The sequence below is a fragment of the Geodermatophilus sp. CPCC 206100 genome (assembly GCF_048569675.1).
Taxonomy (GTDB): Bacteria; Actinomycetota; Actinomycetes; order Mycobacteriales; family Geodermatophilaceae; genus Geodermatophilus.
In genome coordinates, this window is record NZ_JAQISV010000030.1 from 55,102 (window position 1) to 72,746 (window position 17,645).

Genomic DNA, 17,645 nt, shown 5'->3' on the forward strand with positions numbered 1-17,645 from the left:
GGCTACCGGGCCGCCGGCGGGCGCCCGGCCACGTCGGCCAGCCAGTTGCGCACCGCCAGCGTGGCCCGGACGTCGTCCTCGTTGTAGGCGAGGATGCGGTCGGCGGCCGCGCGGTCCCCCGCTCGCGCCTCGTCGAGCCAGTTCTGGGACTGCCGCCCACCGGGGTCCTCGTCCCGCCAGGTGAAGCCGGCGCCGTGCTGGGCGACCACCTTGATGCCGAGGTCCTTGCGGCTCTCCAGGCAGGCCCGTGTGGGAGGGAGGAGGTCGACCCAGGTGTCGAGGTCGGCGGACGTGCCCGCGTACGAGCCGACGGTCGCGCCGAGGATGCGCCGGGCGGAGGTCCGCTCGACCGGGCTGTAGTGGTAGGTCACCGCGCCCGGGTGGTTGTCGCGCACCCAGTCGAAGCACCTCCTGGCCAGGGCCGCCTCGGAGGCGTCGTCGTCGACGTCGAGGTCGAGGAAGGGGTGGAACGTGCTGCTGTCCGGCGTCGTGACCAGCACGCCCCACAGGTAGACGCGGTTGTCGCGCGTGCACTCCATGTCCAGGTCGATCTCGACCTCGGCCCGCGGGACGTCGAACACGGCGCCGGGGCGCAGCCGCAGGACGACCCCGTCGCGGAACAACTGGGCGGCGACGTGGGCCTTGCGCAGCCGCCGCGCCCGTCCGCGGTCGGGGGTGGTCTCTGCTGCGTACGTCGACTCCAGCAGCGCGTCGACGTCGGCGCCGGCCAGGTCGTCGAACGCCTCGATGCCCTCGCCGCGCAGCGCGAGGTACTCGCGGACGCTCATGGTCCCCAGCAGCCCGCGACTGACGTCGTCGTCCGGGAGGGTGTCGACGCACACCGGCTTCCACGAGCAGGTGACGCACTCCTCGTGCCCGACGGGCGTGACCAGGGGCTCCGGGTCGGTGGCGCCCCCGGTGCGCTGCCGGGCGACGTGTGCCACGCGCAGGCGGAAGTCGTGCTCGTGGTCGTAGCGCTCCAGTGCGCTGCGGCTGGTCCTGCCGCGGCTGCGGGAGAAGGTGGGCAGCACCGGCTCGGCGAGGTCGTACCAGGCCAGGACCGGCGCGGGCCCCCCGTCGGTGCCCACGATGGCCCCCCACGGCGCCGACGCCTGGCGCCCGCAGGCCTCGAGCATCCGCCAGTAGTGCGCCAGCTGCAGGAGGTCGCCCTCGTGGTGGCGGAGTCCCCCGTCGGAGGGGACCGCCTCGGTCAGCGCCGGGGCGGGCAGGTCGGCGACCAGACGACCGGTGCCCGTGTCGGAGAGGACGCGGTGCGCCTTGACGTCGCACGGGTGGTAGCCGCGCCCGTGCGCCTCCCGGATGAGCGCGTCGGGCTTCCCGGTCCGTCCGCCGGTCGGGTCGTCGGGCAGCCGCCCGCCCAGGACGACGGCGCGGCCCTCGTCCAGAGCCTGGAGGGTGGCCGCGATGTGGGCCCGCTTCTCCCCCTCCAGCGGGCGGAGGTCCACGACGTTCTCGCCCGTGGCCAGCCACGCCCCGAACACCGTGGCCTCGTGCGCGATCCCCAGGTCGAGCAGCTGCTGGTCCGGTGCGGGCACCAGCTCCGGGTGCTCGGCGGCGGTCCGGGTCAGCTGGTCGGTCACGGCGCGGTCGAAGGAGTTGTGCGTGGCGCGGGGGCAGCGCCGGGCGGCATAGCCGCCGAGCAGCACCGGACGCCCGGTCACGGCCGGACCGCCGGGACGGGCTCGGGAACCGGGCGTGCCTGCTCCGCCAGCGCGGTGTTCCGTCGCTTGGCGTAGCGGAGCACCCGACGGCGCTGCCGAGTGGTGGTCGCCGCCAAGGCCGCGACCAGCAGGCCGGCGGCGCCGGCGAAGGCGAGGACGAGCTGCACCGGGTACCACCCGGCGAAGACGACGCCTGCGCCGACCAGGGCATAGCCGACAGCGACGGGACCGGCCCAACCCAGCACGGACCGACGCCGCTTGCTCATCTCCTCACGGCGTTCGTCGAGCCTCGCCTGCTCCTTCGCTTGCTCATCGGGCGGCATCGAGACGCCGGATTCCACCCTCCGGACCCGGGCCATCACCGCGTCGGCGTCCGTGTCCGGCTCCGGCAGGGCGCGCCGCAGCAGCGCGAAGGCGAGGAGGGGCAGGACGAGGGCGACGAGCGCCCCGATCCAGTGCGCGGGGGGCGCGAAGGCCAGCCACGCGGGCACCAGCGCGACCGCCAAGGGGTGGGCCGCGGTCCGGACCCACGCCTGGAGCGGCCGCGCGGGCGGGCGATGGGCGTCGTCCTCCGGCGGAGGCTCCGGCGCCAGGTCGGCGACGGACTGGAACTCGCCCCGCGCCGAGCCGCGGAGCTGGAGCCAGCAGTAACCCAGGAGCACCAGGGCCAGGAGCGTGCGCAGCGGCCAGTCGACGGTCACGGCGTCGGCCGGCGAGGTCCCGCTCGCCGGCAGGGGGTCAGCGGCCGCCCGGACGAGCAGCACGACCGACAGCGCGAAGGAGAGGAGCGCGAAGGACAGCACCGCCACGGCCTCGGTGGTCCGGGTGTACTTGGACTCCGCACGCACGGCGAGGTTGTGCGTCTCTCGCACCAGGGACTCGTTGCGTTCGAACAGGAGGGCCGCGGCGTCCTTCACCGCCCACTTCCCGTACCACTCGGCCAGCGAGCCGGAGGCGATCTCGTTGAAGTAGACCTGCCCCGCCCGGAACGAGGTGACGTACTCGATGTCCGGGGCGTCGGCGCGGCTGCCGCCCGGGAAGCGCAACGGCGAGGTCATCGTGCCGATCAGCATCAGGACGGCGGCCAGCACGCCGACCAGGAAGACGCCGACCGTGAACATCGCCAACGGCACCGACGTCCCCTCGGACAGCGCGAAGCCGCGCATGGCGAACTTGGCGTCGGCGAGGTTGGCCAGGGCCAGCGAACCGGCGACGAGGAACGCGACCGCCGTCAGGAGCTTGTTGATCTTCTCGTCCTGGTGCTTGGTGGCGGCCAGGACCTCGTCGTAGGTGAACCTCAGCAGCTCGTAGCGCTTCTTCTCGAGTTCTTCGTCCACGGGTGGTGCCACGAGACCTGTCGTCGGCAGTGCCTCGCCCGACCTTGAGCCGGCGCCCCCGGAGGGTGAGAAGCGCTCGGGCGTCCGCGCCACGGCCGCGTGCGCACCGGAACTGTCTCACTCACCGTCTACCGTCGCTGCCCATGAGCGAGGACACCCCGAGTTCCCCGAGCCGGACCGCCGACGGGCTCGCCGATGTCCTGCTCGGTTTCGTCCGCTGCCTGGGCGCGGAAGACGGCAACGTGATCTACGTGAGCGCGCCGATCACGACCGGGCGGGACTTCGCCGCCTGGTACCCCGAGCAGACCGACCAGGGCACGCCTGCGTACTGGGCGCGGCTGCGCGCGGAGATCATCACGCCGAACATCGAGCGCGCCCGTCCGCTGGTGCGCGAGTGCCGGACCCGCTGGGCCGGCCGCCCGGTGATCGACCCGACGATGCTCGAGGACGTCGCCGGCTGGGCGCAGCCGGACTACCACCGGTTCTGGACCCGGATGGTCGAGCAGCACGCGGGCACCGTCGTGTTCAGCGAGGGCTGGCAGTTCAGCACCGGCTGCGCGCTCGAGTTCGCCGCGGCGCACACCGCGGGTGCCGAGCTCCTCGACCACGCCTTCGCGCCCCTCCCCACCGCCGAGGGCCGCCGCCTGCTCGCCGAGGCCGCCCAGACGCTCGACGCGATCGGCTGCGACTCCTCGGCGCTGCGGGCCGCCGTCGCCACCCTCCCGGCCGAGGCGCCGCTGACCGCGGGGGCCGTCCGGTGACCGGCCTCAAGGACGACCGGCTGGCCGGGCTCGCCGAGCGGGGCAACGTCGCCCGCTTCGTCAGCTTCTCCCCCGGTTCCGATCCGCTCCTCCGGCACGCCCGCGTGTCCGGCGACGACGTGCCCCGGGACGTCGAGGCGGCGATCGCCACGGTGCTGGGCCAGTCCGCCGGCACCGTCAACGTCCGCAGCTTCCGGCCCGACAAGGAGAAGGGCTGCCCATTCCACTACGGCCTGGCCTCCGCCGCCGAGGCCGGAGCCCTGGTCCGCTCGCTGGCCGCCGAGGGGTTCCACACGATCGTGAACGAGACGATCGACGTGCGGGACGGCGGCGTCTCCGGCGTCGTCCTCGGCGGGATCGTCGAGTTCGCGCCGGACGACACCCCGCGGACGGTGGAGCAGCCCGGCACCGCGGCGATGCCGCACGACCTCGCCGTGCGCGTGCTGACCACTGTGTACGGCGTCCCCCCGGAGATCCCGTCGGTGGAAGGCGAGCGGCTCGAGTTCTCCGTCCACCCGACCCGGGTGGGTCACCGCCGGACGCACACCCTGTGGTGGGAGGTCGAGTCCGTCGAGCCGGCGACGCTGACCGCGACGATCACCTGGCCCAACCGGTTCAGCCGGCACCTCGGCGACAAGGCCTACGGGCTGCTCGTGGCCGACGCGCTCGGTCTGCCGGTCCCCCGGACCACCGTCATCGGGCGCCGCACCGCCCCCTTCTCGCTCGGGACGGCAACGGGCACGCACGAGCACTGGACCCGCACCTGTCCCACCGAGCAGGTGCCCGGCAAGTTCACGACCGTGCCGTACTGGACCGACCCGTTCGCGCTGTTGCAGGCCGAGGACCCGGACGGCACGAGCATCGCGTCCGTCCTGTCCCAGGAGGCGGTCGACGCCCAGTGGTCGGGCGCGACGATCCCCTCCGGGAACGACCAACCCGACCACGTCGAGGGCGTCCACGGCAGTGGCGACGCCTTCATGCTGGGCAGCCGGTCACCTGAGGCCGTCCCCGACGAGGTGGTCGCCGACGTGCGCGCGCTCGCCGCGCGGGCGAGGGCGACGCTCGGCCCGGTGCGGCTGGAGTGGGCGCACGACGGCACGACGGCGTGGGTGGTGCAGGCGCACATCGCCACGCACTTCTTCGGCGGCGGCGGGGTCATCAGCGCCGGCGACGCGCCGGAGTGGCTGCCCTTCGACGTGGCCGACGGGCTGGAGGAACTCGGCACGCTGATCGTCACGGCCCGGGAGCGGGGCGCCGGTGTCGTCGTCCACGGCTCGGTGGGGCTGACCTCGCACGTCGGTGACCTGCTGCGCAAGGCCGGAGTGCCCGCCCGCCTAGCCGAGTGACCCGCGCCGCCTGAGGCGGCCGGGGGCTTCGCCGGTGGTGTCCCAACTCCCTGGACCGTGGGCCTCATGTCAGGTGCCCCGATGGACACCGTGTTCGTGTACGGCACGCTCAAGCCGGGCCGCTCCCGCTGGCCGGCGCTCGAGGCGTTCACCGTGCCCGGCAGCGCCCGGGAGACGACGCTGCGCGGGCGGCTCTGGGAGACGCCCTACGGCTGGCCCGCGCTGACCGATGGGGCGGACGACGTCCCCGGCGTCCTGGTGGTCCTCGACCGACTCCGCGCGGCGGACGCGCTGGCGCGCCTGGACGCCATCGAGGGCGTCGCCGTCGGGCTGTTCGAGCGGGTGCGCGGAACGACGGCGGACGGCTGCGACTGCTGGACATACCGCTGGCCCGGTCCGACCGCGGGGTTCACGCCCGTCGACGGCGCCTGGTGAGCGTGCCGGTGTCCCAACCGGTCGGATCCTCCCTTCCGACGACGACAGAGGTGCGGGACGCAACCACGAGGGGCTGCCGCGGCACGCGTCCTCGGGAGGGACGCCATGACTGTTCCGGCCCGGCCCTCGCCGGGGCAGTGACGACCGCGCGCTAGGCCATGGACGAGGCGTCCGCCTCCACGGCGGCGGACACCACGCTGGGGATACCCCCCACGGCCGCCACGGCCGCCCGCAGGCGCTCCTGCGTGCTGATCATCCAGTCGCGAACCGTTCCCCAGTTCGACTGATCGCCGATCTTGGGGCCCAGGAGGCGCGTCTCGATGCGGCACCCCTTGTTGTTGGGCAGGTCATCGAAGAGGAGTTCACCCTCCCCGAACGCGTCCTGCAGCTCGTCGCGGCGGTCGGCCAAGACCCGCCACCGCGCGAGGTTGACCGCCGCGTCGGGGTGCTCGAAGTAGATCTCCGAGCGGCATCCGAACATGGCGTACGAGATCGACCACGTCACTCCGGACACCCCGGAGGACATGCTCCACCAGTTCTGGGTCGTCCCCGTCCCGATGGTCCAGCCGCGCGCCTTCAGGAGCGGGCCCACCGTCGACCAGAACTGGCCGTACAACTGGGCTCTCGCGTTACCGGCTGCAGAGTCGGCTACGGCAGCTCCCTTCACGTAGTCATTGGGCTGGACGACGAGCTCCAGGAACGGAGCGATGAGACCCGCCGGCGCACCCTTCATGGTCACCGCCGCCAGCCGGACGCCGAAGAACCGGACGTCTTCGTTCGTGTTCTCGTTCAGCCAGTCCAGGGCGGCGCGGTGTTCATCACGGAAGTACTCGGCGATCCAGACGACCGTGCTGGGCTCCGTGCCCCCGGCATAGGTCAGCAACTGGCCGAGGTGCGTGTGATCCGTGCTCCCGAACTGGTTCTCCACGATGACGCGGGTGCCGGTGGTCACCTCGCGTCCGATGAGGTCCAGCGAGAACTTGCCGACCTTGTGCTCGCGGGCCTCCAGGTCGACCTCGATGCCCAGCACCTCGCTGAGCAGGTCCGAACTCGCCAGGAGCCAGGGCGTGAAGTGGTGCGGCTCGGTCGGCCAGACCGACGTGACCGCAACCGGGCTCAACCGCGTCAGCTGCACCAACGGTGGCTCGGCGACCGTCGGGTTGAGCGCCTCCTCCTCAGCCGTGTTGGCGCCCTCTTCGGCCATGCCCGTCGCTCCACGTCCCACTGACTGCGGCTCCATGGGCGCAACCTAACGAGAGCCGCACTTCCCCATCCGCTCGCCCCGGCGATCGGACCTCGCCCCGCACGACAGCTCGCGGCCGTACCGGCGCGAACCCTCCTCCGGGCGCCTGACCCGGGTGGTTCCCACGCCGGCCGGTCCGGAAGCCACCGGTGCGGATGGGGCTGTGGTTCCCCACGGGGAGTGAATCCCGGACGACGCCGTTCCGGCAGGCTCACCGTCGCCCTCCCATCTTGTTACGGTCCGCTACCGTTTCACTACACGGGGGATGCATGACTGCGTACGGCCGCGCTGCGCTCGAGGAACTCCGGAACGTCGTCCGCGACGCCAAGGGCGGGGATCCGCTGGCATCGGTGACCGTCCTGGTGCCGAACAACATCGCCGGGATCGTCGCCCGCCGTTTCCTGGCTCAGGGCCTCGGCGACGGGCACCGTGGAGTCGCCGCACTGTTCCCCACGACGATCGTCCGGTTGGCCGAGCAGCTCGCCGCGGCGGCCCTGCACCCGCGCCGCCCGGCGACCGCGCCGGTCGTCGCCGCCTCCTGGCGGGCCGCGCTCAGCAAGGCGCCGGGCGTGTTCGCCGAGGTCGCCGACCACCCGGCCACGGTCGAGGCGCTCGTCCGTGCCGGTCGGGAGCTGCGCGACCTGGACGACGCCGCGCTCGACGCGGTCGTCGCCGCGACCTCGCTCGGTCCGGACCTCGTCCGGCTGCACGGTGACGTCCGCGCCGGGCTCGCGCCGAGCTGGTACGACGAGACCGACCTGCTGCGCGCCGCGACCGACATCGCCCGGCGACAGCCCCAGCGGATCGCCGAGGTCGGCGTCGTCGTCCTCTTCCTGCCGCAGGCGCTGACCCAGGCCGAGGCCGGCTTCGTCCAGGCGCTCGCCGGTGCCGGGCAGCTGCGGGTGGTCGCCGGGCTCACCGGCAACCGCAAGGCCGACGCCGCCGTCTTCCGTTCCCTGGACCGCATCGGGGTCCCGCCGCCGACGGCCCCGGCGGCACCTACGGCCACGCGGGTCATCACCGCCTCGGACGCCGACGACGAGGTCCGCTGCGTCGTCCGCGACGTGGTCACGACCCTGCGGAAGAGGAAGGCGCACCGCGTCGCCGTCCTGTACGCCGCGAAGAACCCCTACGCCCGCCTGCTGCACGAGCACCTCGGCGCGGCGGGCATCACCGTCAACGGGCCCGGCACCCGGCCGGTGCACGAGCGCGCCGTGGCCCGTGCGGTCCTGGAACTGCTGGACCTCGCCACCAACGAGGTCCCCCGAGGCGACCTCTTCCGGGTGCTCGCTGCCGCGCCGATGCGCACGCCGGACGGCGAGCGCATCCCCGTCGCGCGCTGGGAGCGGCTGTCCCGGTCGGCGGGTGTCGTCCAGGGCGACGACTGGGACACCCGCCTGCAGCAGTACGCCGACCACCACCGCGAGGAGCTGGCGCAGGCCCGAGCCGACGACGCCGCCACCGGCCGCCTGGAACGGCTGGAAGCCGACATCGCCAACGCCGAACAGCTGCGCCGGTTCGCCACCGGACTGCGCGCCGAGCTGCACCGCGGCGCGCGGCTGGTCAGCTGGCGGGAGCTGAGCGACTGGGCGCTCGACCTCGTCGCCTCCCTCATCGGTGCGGCGGACGAGCTGACCACGCTCCCGGTCGAGGAGCAGTACGCCGCCACCGCGCTGGAGCAGTCGCTACGCGCGCTCGCCACCCTGGACGACCTGGGCGCCCCCGCCGGCCTGCCGGCCCTCCGCGAGACGCTGGCCAGCCAGCTCGAGAGCGCCCTCCCCCGTGTCGGCCGGTTCGGCGACGGCGTCCTCGTGGCGCCGGTGTCCGCGGCCATCGGGCTGGACGCCGACGTCGTCTTCGTCCTGGGCCTGGCCGAGTCACTCTTCCCCGGCCGCCTCCGCGAGGACCCGTTGCTCCCCGAGCGGGCCCGGGACGTCACGGACGGCCAGCTGCTCAGCTACCGCGAACGGATCGACACCTCCCACCGCGCGCTGCTGGCCGCGTTCGCCGCCGGGCGGGAGGTCGTCGCGTCCTTCCCCCGCGGGGACCTGCGCACCAAGAGCCGGCACCTGCCCAGCCGCTGGCTGCTGCCCACGCTGCGCCGGCTGTCCGGCCGCCCGCAGCTGTCCGCCACCGAGTGGGACGAGCCGCCGATCGACTGGCTGACCACCTCGCCGTCCTTCGCCGGTTCGCTGGTCACCACGCCGGACCCCGCGTGCGAGCAGGAGTGGCGGACGCAGGCGGCGCACGCCCGCGTCGAGCTGGACGACGCCGTCGTCACGGCCGCGCACGCGCTGACCGAGGCCCGCGAGAGCGGCTCGTTCACCCGCTTCGACGGCGACCTGTCCGCGGTCGCCGAAGGCCTGCCCGACTACGCCGCCGGGAAGCACCCCGTCTCCCCCACCGCGCTGGAGCGGTACGCCGGCTGCCCGCACGCCTACTTCATCGAGCGGGTGCTCGGGGTCCACCCGGTGGAGCAGCCCGAGGACGTCATCACGATCAGCCCCGCCGACATCGGCACGCTGATGCACCAGTCCTTCGACGCACTGGTCACCGAGTTCGCCGACGACCTGCCGGGCTTCGGGGAGTCCTGGCGCGACGAGCACCGACGCCGGCTGGCGGAGATCGCCGACACACAGGCCGCCCAGTTCGCCGCGGACGGCCGCACCGGCCACCCGAGGCTCTGGCAGCAGACGCTGGTGCGGGTCCAGGCCGACCTGCAGGCGATGCTGGTCGCCGATGACGAGTGGCGCCGTGAGCACCGGGCGCGGGTGGTGACCAGTGAGCTCGCGTTCGGCATGGACGGCGCGGAGCCGGTCGCCGTCGACCTGCCGGGGGGCGGCACGCTGCTCATGCGCGGCTCGGCGGACAAGGTGGACGAGACCGAGGACGGTCGGCTGGTCGTCACCGACATCAAGAGCGGCAGCGCGACGTCGTTCAAGGGCCTCGGGGCCGACGACCCCGTGCTCGGCGGGTCGAAGCTGCAGCTGCCCGTCTACGCGCACGCCGCACGCCAGGCCTACGACCGCCCGGACGCGGAGGTCGAGGCCGCGTACTGGTTCGTCCGCAAGGACAAGGGGCGCATCGCCGTCCCCCTGACCGAGGACGTCGAACAGGTCTACGCGCGAACGCTGCAGACGATCGTCACCGGCATCCGCGACGGGCTCTTCCCCGCCCGGCCGCCGGAGAAGGACGACTACGCGTTCGTGCAGTGCGCCTACTGCAACCCCGACGGCATCGGCCACGGCCAGGCCCGCACCCGCTGGCTGATCACCAAGAGGGACCCCCGGCTCGCCGAGCTGGTGTCCCTCATCGAGCCCCTGCCCGCCGACGACACCGACGGAGACGACGCGTGAGCACCCCCCTGGCGGATGCCGAGGCCCGACGGACCATCTGCGAGGCGACCGACCGGACCCTCTTCGTCGAGGCCGGCGCCGGGTCGGGCAAGACCAAGAGCCTGGTCGAGCGGATCAGCCACCTGGTCCTGACCGACGGCGTCGCGATGCGCTCGATCGCCGCCGTCACCTTCACCGAGAAGGCCGGCGCCGAGCTGCGCGACCGGCTCCGCGCGCAGCTGGAGCAGGCCGGCGGCGAGCGCGCCGAGCAGGCCCTCGACGACCTCGACGGCGCCGCGATCGGCACCCTGCACTCCTTCGCCCAGCGGATCCTCGGCGAGCACCCCATCGAGGCGGGCCTGCCGCCGCTGGTCGAGGTCGCCGACGAGCTGAGCTCCGCGGTCGCCTTCGAGGAGCGCTGGGCCGAGCAGCGCCGGCGGCTCCTGGACGACGAGACGATCGCGCGGCCCCTCCTGCTCGCGATGTCGGCCGGGGTGACGCTGGAGAACCTCCGCTCGCTGGCCAAGCTGTTCAACGCCGACTGGGACCTCGTCACCGAGCGGATCCTGACCGGCGAGGAGCTGCCGGAACCGGAGTTGCGCGACGTCGACCGGCTGGTGCGGACGGCGGCCGAGCTGGCCGCGCGCGCCGACGAGTGCACCGACGCCACCGACAAGTTCCTGCCGAGCCTCGGTCACTTCGGCGCCTGGGGTGCCCGGTTGGGCGCCGCCGTCGACGCGGCGCAGCGCCTCGAGGTGCTGCGGGAGGCGGCCGGGCTCAAGGCGAGCCACGGCCAGTCCCGGAACTGGGGCGGCAAGCCGGCGCTCGACGGACTCAAGGACGGGTGCAAGCAGCTGGTCGCCGACGCGGCCGAGATCGTCGCCGAGGTCCTCGAGACGACGCTGCGGCTGCTCAGCCGGTGGATCGCCGCCCGTGTCATCGAGGCGGCCGAGGCCCGCCGGGCCGCCGGCCGGCTGGAGTTCCACGACCTGCTGGTCATCTCTCGCGAGCTGCTCCGCGGACAGCCGGAGGTCCGGGCGGCGCTGCGGGCGCGGTACCAGCACCTGCTGCTGGACGAGTTCCAGGACACCGACCCCATCCAGATCGAGCTGGCGGTGCGGATCGCCGGTGGTGCGGAGGCGACGCAGGAGCGGTGGGAGGACGTCGTCGTCCCCCCCGGTTCGCTGTTCGTCGTCGGCGACCCGAAGCAGTCGATCTACCGCTTCCGCCGCGCCGACATCGGCATGTACCTGCGGTCGCAGCAGGTGATCGGCGGCCGGGTGGACCTGACGACCAACTTCCGGATGACCGAACCGATCGTCTCCTGGGTCAACGACGTCTTCGGCCGGCTGATCGTCGCCGAGCCGGACGCGCAGCCGGCGTACACCCCGCTCGCGCCCCGGCGCCAGGCGGCCGAGGGCTCCCCCGCCGTGGTGGCCCTGGGTGCCTCGGCCCACGCGGACAAGCTGACCGCGGCGCAGCTGCGCGAGCTGGAGGCCGCCGACGTCGCGGGCGTCGTCCTGCGGGCCATCGCCGAGGGCTGGCAGGTACTGGACCCGGTCACCAAGGTGTGGCGGACGGCGCGGCTGGACGACGTGGCGATCCTCGTGCCGGCCCGCACGTCGCTGCCCTTCCTCGAGGAGGCGCTCGACCGGGCCCGGATCCCCTACCGCGCCGAGGCCAGCTCGCTGGTGTACGAGGCGCAGGAGGTCCGGGACCTGCTGGCGGCCGCGCGTGCGATCGCCGACCCCAGCGACGGCCTGGCCCTGGTCGCCGCACTGCGGTCGCCGCTGTTCGGCTGCGGGGACGACGACCTGTGGACCTGGAAGCGCGACGGCGGCGCCCTCCACCTCCTGGTGCCGCTGGACGACAACCGCGCCCAGCATCCGGTCGCGCGCGCCCTCGACTACCTGCGCCGGCTGCACTACCGCTCGCGCTGGATGGCGCCGAGCGAGGTGCTGGCCGCGCTGGTGACCGACCGCCGGATGCTCGAGGTGGCCGCACCCGGCCCGCGGGCGCGGGACCAGTGGCGCCGGCTGCGGTTCGTCGTCGACCAGGCGCGGGCGTGGTCGGAGTCGGAGCACGGCGGGCTCCGGGCCTACCTGGCGTGGGCCGCCCAGCAGGGCGAGGAGACCTCGCGGGTCGTCGAGGCGTCGCTGCCGGAGACCGACGCCAGTGCGGTGCGGGTCATGACGATCCACGCGGCGAAGGGGCTCGAGTTCCCGATCGTCGTGATGAGCGGCCTCACCTCGGCCCCGCGCAACCCGTCGGGGGTGCGGGTGCTGTGGCCGGCGTCCGGCGGCTACGCGGTGTCGCTGCGCAAGGGCGTGACGACCGGTGACTTCGACGTTGCGGCTCCGGTCGACGAGCAGATGGACGACCGGGAGCGGCGCCGGCTGCTGTACGTGGCGGCGACCCGGGCGCGGGACCACCTGGTGGTGTCGCTGCACCGGTCGGCGGCGTCGTCGACGCGGAGCGCGGCCCGGCTGCTCGCCGAGGACGGGCGGGCGGCCGAGGGCGCGGAGGCGTGGTCGGCGGCGGAGCTGCCGGCCGACGCGTCGGTGCGGACCGAGCCGACCGCTCCCCGGTCGCCGCAGGAGTACCGCGAGTGGTTCGCCCGGCTGGCGCGCGTGCGGGAGGCGAGCGGGCTCCCCTCGGCGGTCTCGGCGTCCGGCCTGGAGGGCACGGAGCCCGCGGTCGCCTCCGGTGCCGCGGATGCCGGTGGCGCCAAGGGCGCACTGAACATCGAGCTGCCGGCCTGGACGAAGGGCCGGTACGGCACGGCGATCGGCCGGGCGGTGCACGGCGTGCTGCAGTCGGTCGACCTGGCCACCGGCGCGGGCCTGGCGGACGCCGTGGCCTCGCAGTGTGGAACCGAGGGCGTGGAGGCCCACGCCGACGTGGTCACGGAGCTGGTGCGGTCGGCGCTGTCGTCGGAGGTCGTGCAGCGGGCGGCTGCCAGCGAGCACTGGCGGGAGATGTACGTCGGCACGCTGCAGGACGACGGAACGGTGCTGGAGGGCCTGGTCGACCTCGTCTACCGCGAGGACGACGGCTCGCTGGTGGTCGTTGACTACAAGACCGACGCCATCCCCGCGGCGGCTCTGCCGTCCCGGCTGGCCTACTACCGGCCGCAGATCGCGGCCTACGCGCAGATGCTGGCCGCCGCTGGCTGCACGGTGGGTGAGTCGTCCGTGGCGTTCCTCGCACCGGACCGAGCGACCGTCGTGCCCGTGCCGGTCCGATGACCGGGCGGATGCCCGAGCCGGATGTCAACCCGATCGAGATGAGGGATGTGCTGTGAAGGCCGAGGTTGCGCAGGCACTGGACCAGGCCGCGAGGATGCGCCAGCACGTGCTGAGCGACCTGTCGTACTCCGATCGCGTCCGGCTCCTCGAGGCCCTGTTCGAGGACGCATTCGTGGCCCAGCGCGGTCTGCTCGTGAAGTGGTCGGCACTGACCGGCCAGTCGGCGCAGGTGGACACCGGCTACATCGCCCAGCACGTCGCCTCGATCGTGCTGGCCACTCCCGGTCAGGGCTTCAAGGGCAAGGGCCTGGACCTCATCGACGGCAGCGAGGTCAAGAGCGCCGCCAGCCTGTCGGGCGTGGACCGCCCCCGGTGGAACCACAACCTGGGGACGATGTCGGACGACCTGAAGCGCCGGGCGGCCGGGGTGCTGACCCGCTCCGACACCTACCTGCAGGCGCCCCATCTGTTCTACCTGCTCTTCGACCGGGTCGAGGACGGGCTGAGCGGCGGGGAGTTGGTGCTCCGGGTCCGCGCCTGGCTGGTCGATGCCCGGCGGGACACCGCCTGGCGGGACCTCGTGGGGACGTGGATGGCCGGACGGTCGCCGTCCCGGTACAACATGCAGCTACACCCGCCGGTCGGCTACGACGACGACATCGTCGTCAACAGCCTGGGCAACCTGGACATGGAGCAGGTGAAGCTCTTCGAGGTCCGGATGACCGGGGTCGGCGCCACGGAGACGTTCAAGCTCGTCTGGTCCGAGCCCCTCCCGGAGTCCGTGGTCCCCGTCCGGGGCCGGTGTGTCGCCCGGCCGTACGGAGGCCGGGGAGATCGACCCAGCCGGATCGCGTCTGCGGAGGACGTCCAGGCCGACCTGACCGGTCTGGCGGTTCTCGTCCCGGGGCTGGACACCGAGTCGCTCCTGGCCGCCACCCGCATCACGACGACGGTCGAGGAGACGCTGAGGGACGACGAGCTCTGACCGTGCGGCCGGGGGCGCCTGCTGGCCGCCCCCGGCCGCCGTCGCTCGACGGGCTCAGTCCTCCGGTAGAAGGCCGGGTGGGCGGTACGCGTCGGCGAGCTCGGCTCGGCAGGCGGCGAGCTGCCGCTGGGCCGCGCGCACGCGCTGCCCGAGGACGGCGAGCTGGTTCGCGGACATGGCCGGCACCAGCACGGTGAGGACGTCGTCGGGGTCGATCCTGCGACGTGAGCTGGACGTTCCGCGCCCGAGCGGGGCGAGCTGCGCCCTGGCCTGCTGGCTCTGCAGGAGGGCGAGCAGACCGTAGGGATCGCAGCTCGTGTCGAAGACACCGAACTCCGCCGAGCACTGGACGACCGGACGGTCCTCGGGGACCACCGCGGCCCGGAACACACGCGGGTTGAGCAACGACACGATGAGCTGGCCGCCGCGGGCGAGGATTCCCGGGGTCACCGGCCGGTACGCGTCAGCAGCCAGCCAGTCGATGGTGCCGAGGTCGTCGATGTGCAGCACCGACACGAACGGCACCTCCTCCGACGACACGGCTGCGCGGCGCTTGCCGGCCGCCTTCGCCCACTCGCGGACCTCGCAGGCGCCACTGGTCTGCAGGAGGTTGCGAGCGGCGACCGCCTGGGGATCGAGCCGGGCGGGATCCAGCGAGGACAGCGCCGCTCGCTCGACCCGCGCGACGAGCGGCTCCTCCTGGACGATCCGGTCGGCACCGCCGGCCTTGAGGGACCTCTTGATGGCGGCGGTGATGGACGGCAGGTCGTCCCCGCCCGGGTCCGGGACCGCACCTCCGGCCTGCTTCAGGTAGCCGATGTGGGCGGCGCGGGCCAGGTGGACGTAGGGGGTGCGGCCAGCTCCCTTGCGGAGGAAGACCGCGGACGTCTTCGCCACCGTCCCCGACAGGGCGAAGGCGCTCGTGGGCAGGCTGACGGAGGCCTCCACGCTCACGCGCTCGTCGCCTCCGAGGAGGAGCTTGCGGAGTGCGGTTCCGTCGATCAGCCCATCCGGCAGCACGATGCCCAGCACGCCGCCGTCGCGGAGCAGGTCGAGGCAGCGAGCGACGAAGGCGAGTGCCGGGTCGATCCGGGTTCGCGTCTTCAGTTGGGGCATCCACTGCCCGGCGACGGCGATGCCTTCCCTGGAGTCGTACTTGCCGTCGCCGAACGGCGGGTTCGTCAGGATCAGCTGGAGCGTGCCGGCGAGAGATCCGACCGCCGGCGCCGTGACGGAGTCGCGGACGGTGAAGATCTCGGCGTGCCCGCCGCCGTAGGAGAGCATGTTGACCTGGGCCATCGCGACCGCTGACCCGGACTGGTCCGAGCCGAACAGGCCCGTGGAGATGTCGTGCGGTGTCGCCGTCCCCCTGCTGGCGACCTCGTGCGCCAGTGCCGTGAGGAAACGTCCGGTGCCGCAGCACGGGTCGCCCGCCACGACCCGGTCGCCCAGATCGAGGCCGCCGACCAGGCCCAGCCCGATGCGGGCCATCGTCGCGGCCACACTGGCCGGGGTCAGGTAGCTGCCCAGCCCGCCGGAGTGGTCGTACCGACCCTGCAGGAACACGTCGAACGCCGTCCCGAGCGGGTCGAGGGCGCGGCCGCCGGCCTCGTGCCACTCCAGCTCGAGCACCAGGCGCAGCGCGGCAGCGACGACGTCGGGTTCCGACAGGCGCAGCGGCTCGTCCAGCGGCCACACCGACCGTGCGGTGCTCCCCCGGCCCGCGTGGAAGTCTGCATGCGCGTTCACCGTGGTGAAGGCGCGCTTGACCAGCGAGACGTCGGTCGATCGCTCCACCGCCGCCGGATCCAGTGCGGAGCTGAGGGTGTGCCCCTCCGCGACCGGGAGCTCCGGGTGGCTGACGAGCGCGATCTTCAGGAGGAGCAGCTTCGCCAGCTCGTCCACAGCCGCGTTGACGGGACGGATGCCGCCCCGGGTGTAGATGAGCTGGTGCAGCCGATCGAGCCGCTGCGCCAGGACGATCTCCGGCCGATGCGGGTCGAGCCCTGCCACGCCGGCTCCGGGAACGGGGTTGCGCACGCCGGCAGCAGGCTCAATCGACATGGGTGGATCCAATCCTCAGCCACTGACAATCCCGCCCGCCGTCGGGCGATGGGCTGTCACTGACAGCGAGCCCACGTCGGGGTGCTCCGGCGGGCCGACGTCACGAGTCTGGACCACTCCACCAGATCGCCCCGCCGCGATGCGGGTGCCACACCGTGGTCGGCCGGTGCGCTGGCCTGTCCCCGGCTCACGGCGGCATGGGTGTGATCATCAGGCAACCGACGCTGTGAAGCCGTGGCGACCGCCTCGGGGAGAGTGGGTGCCCGTGTCGCCCAACGCTTCTGACGCTCAGGTCCTCGAGCGCCTGTCCTCACTGCGGCAGCACCAGCAGGACGGTCGGAGGTCTCCCCACAAGCCGCTGCTGGTCCTCCTGGCGCTCGGCCGCCTGGCCGCCACCGGAACGAGCAGCCTGCCCTGGTCGGAGGCGGAGGAGAAGCTCGCCGACCTCATCGAAGAGTTCGGCCCGACATCGAGGACGGGTCGAACTCAGAGCGCCGCGTACCCGTTCACCCGGCTGCGTGCCGACGGCGTGTGGACGCTCGACCGCGACGTCCCCATGGACAACGTCGGGCCGCTGCGGGAGGGCGTGACCGGCCGGCTGGAGGCCTCCCTCGAAACGGCCCTCAAGGACCGACCTGAGGTTCTCGACGCGGTCGCTCGGAGCCTGGTCGAGAGTCACTTCCCGGGGACGGTCGCCCCCGACGTCCTGGTCTCGGTCGGGCTGGACCCGGACCTGCTGGAAGGGCGTTCGATCGGCAACAGAAGCCCCGAACAGCGACGGCGCAGCGGCGCCTGGCCCGCTGCTGTCATCGCAGCATGGGACCGACAGTGCGCGTTCTGTGGTTTCGACGGCGCCGCCGGTGGGGGCGTCGTCGGTATCGAGGCGGCGCACGTCCGCTGGTTCAAGCTGGGCGGCCCGGACGACCTCGACAACGGGCTGGCTCTCTGCTCGCTGCACCACAAGCTGTTCGACCGCGGGATGCTCGGCCTGGACGACGACTTCGCCGTCGTCGTGTCTCAGCGCTTCTCGGCCCGCACGTCGCAGGGGCGAGCCGTGTACGACCTGAACGGCCAGCCGTTGCGGCCGCGTCCGGGCACTCCGCTTCCGGCGGAACGGCACGTGATGTGGCACCGCGAGCAGGTCTTCCAGGGAACCGCGATCGCCGGCTGAGCCGACGTTCAGCCGCGCCCTGGATCCAGTCGGATGTG

At 73.3% G+C, this 17,645-nt stretch carries 11 protein-coding genes; 7 read left to right on the forward strand and 4 right to left on the reverse strand.

Annotated features, from left to right (window positions below; translation table 11 throughout):
* Positions 1-2: 2 nt before the first annotated feature.
* Both PGN05_RS15205 and PGN05_RS15210 read right to left on the reverse strand, forming a co-directional pair.
* Positions 3-1,682 (reverse strand): TM0106 family RecB-like putative nuclease, encoded by a 1,680-nt coding sequence (locus PGN05_RS15205; protein WP_419753397.1) that lies wholly within the window; start codon positions 1,680-1,682, stop codon positions 3-5.
* Positions 1,679-3,019 carry a hypothetical protein gene (locus PGN05_RS15210; RefSeq protein ID WP_419753398.1) on the reverse strand — a complete coding sequence of 447 codons (1,341 nt, stop codon included), beginning with the start codon at positions 3,017-3,019 and terminating at the stop codon, positions 1,679-1,681. The genes PGN05_RS15205 and PGN05_RS15210 overlap by 4 nt, the downstream gene beginning before the upstream one ends.
* 143 nt (positions 3,020-3,162) lie before the next feature.
* On the opposite strand from PGN05_RS15210, the gene PGN05_RS15215 reads away from it, so the two are divergent.
* The 3 genes from PGN05_RS15215 (at position 3,163) to PGN05_RS15225 (ending at position 5,561) form a co-directional block, all read left to right on the forward strand.
* On the forward strand, positions 3,163-3,780 hold the full coding sequence (locus PGN05_RS15215; protein WP_419753399.1) for a hypothetical protein: 618 nt from the start codon (positions 3,163-3,165) through the stop codon (positions 3,778-3,780).
* Positions 3,777-5,126, forward strand: coding sequence for a hypothetical protein (locus PGN05_RS15220; protein WP_419753400.1), 1,350 nt, complete (start codon positions 3,777-3,779; stop codon positions 5,124-5,126). The genes PGN05_RS15215 and PGN05_RS15220 overlap by 4 nt, the downstream gene beginning before the upstream one ends.
* Positions 5,127-5,207: 81 nt before the next feature.
* Positions 5,208-5,561, forward strand: coding sequence for a gamma-glutamylcyclotransferase (locus tag PGN05_RS15225; RefSeq protein ID WP_419753401.1), 354 nt, complete (start codon positions 5,208-5,210; stop codon positions 5,559-5,561).
* Positions 5,562-5,712: 151 nt separating this feature from the next.
* Here the strand turns inward: PGN05_RS15225 and PGN05_RS15230 are convergent, their stop codons facing one another.
* The gene (locus PGN05_RS15230; protein WP_419753402.1) at positions 5,713-6,765 is read right to left on the reverse strand and encodes a DUF4268 domain-containing protein; all 1,053 of its coding nucleotides are present in this window, start codon (positions 6,763-6,765) and stop codon (positions 5,713-5,715) included.
* A 308-nt stretch (positions 6,766-7,073) separates the two neighbouring features.
* Between PGN05_RS15230 and PGN05_RS15235 the strand changes: the two genes are divergently transcribed.
* The 3 genes from PGN05_RS15235 to PGN05_RS15245 are packed head-to-tail and all read left to right on the forward strand — an operon-like array spanning position 7,074 to position 14,372.
* The gene (locus PGN05_RS15235) at positions 7,074-10,160 is read left to right on the forward strand and encodes a PD-(D/E)XK nuclease family protein (RefSeq protein ID WP_419753403.1); all 3,087 of its coding nucleotides are present in this window, start codon (positions 7,074-7,076) and stop codon (positions 10,158-10,160) included.
* Positions 10,157-13,387, forward strand: coding sequence for a UvrD-helicase domain-containing protein (locus PGN05_RS15240; protein ID WP_419753404.1), 3,231 nt, complete (start codon positions 10,157-10,159; stop codon positions 13,385-13,387). The genes PGN05_RS15235 and PGN05_RS15240 overlap by 4 nt, the downstream gene beginning before the upstream one ends.
* 52 nt (positions 13,388-13,439) lie before the next feature.
* Positions 13,440-14,372: a MamI family restriction endonuclease gene (locus PGN05_RS15245; protein WP_419753405.1), complete on the forward strand. Its 933-nt coding sequence runs from the start codon at positions 13,440-13,442 to the stop codon at positions 14,370-14,372.
* 54 nt (positions 14,373-14,426) lie between these two features.
* Here PGN05_RS15245 and PGN05_RS15250 read toward each other — a convergent pair whose 3' ends face one another.
* A complete protein-coding gene (locus PGN05_RS15250) occupies positions 14,427-16,385 on the reverse strand; it encodes an N-6 DNA methylase (RefSeq protein ID WP_419753406.1) in 1,959 nt (652 codons plus the stop codon).
* Between the two features lie 316 nt (positions 16,386-16,701).
* On the opposite strand from PGN05_RS15250, the gene PGN05_RS15255 reads away from it, so the two are divergent.
* Positions 16,702-17,607, forward strand: coding sequence for a phosphorothioated DNA-binding restriction endonuclease (locus PGN05_RS15255; RefSeq protein WP_419753422.1), 906 nt, complete (start codon positions 16,702-16,704; stop codon positions 17,605-17,607).
* The last annotated feature ends 38 nt before the right edge of the window (positions 17,608-17,645 follow it).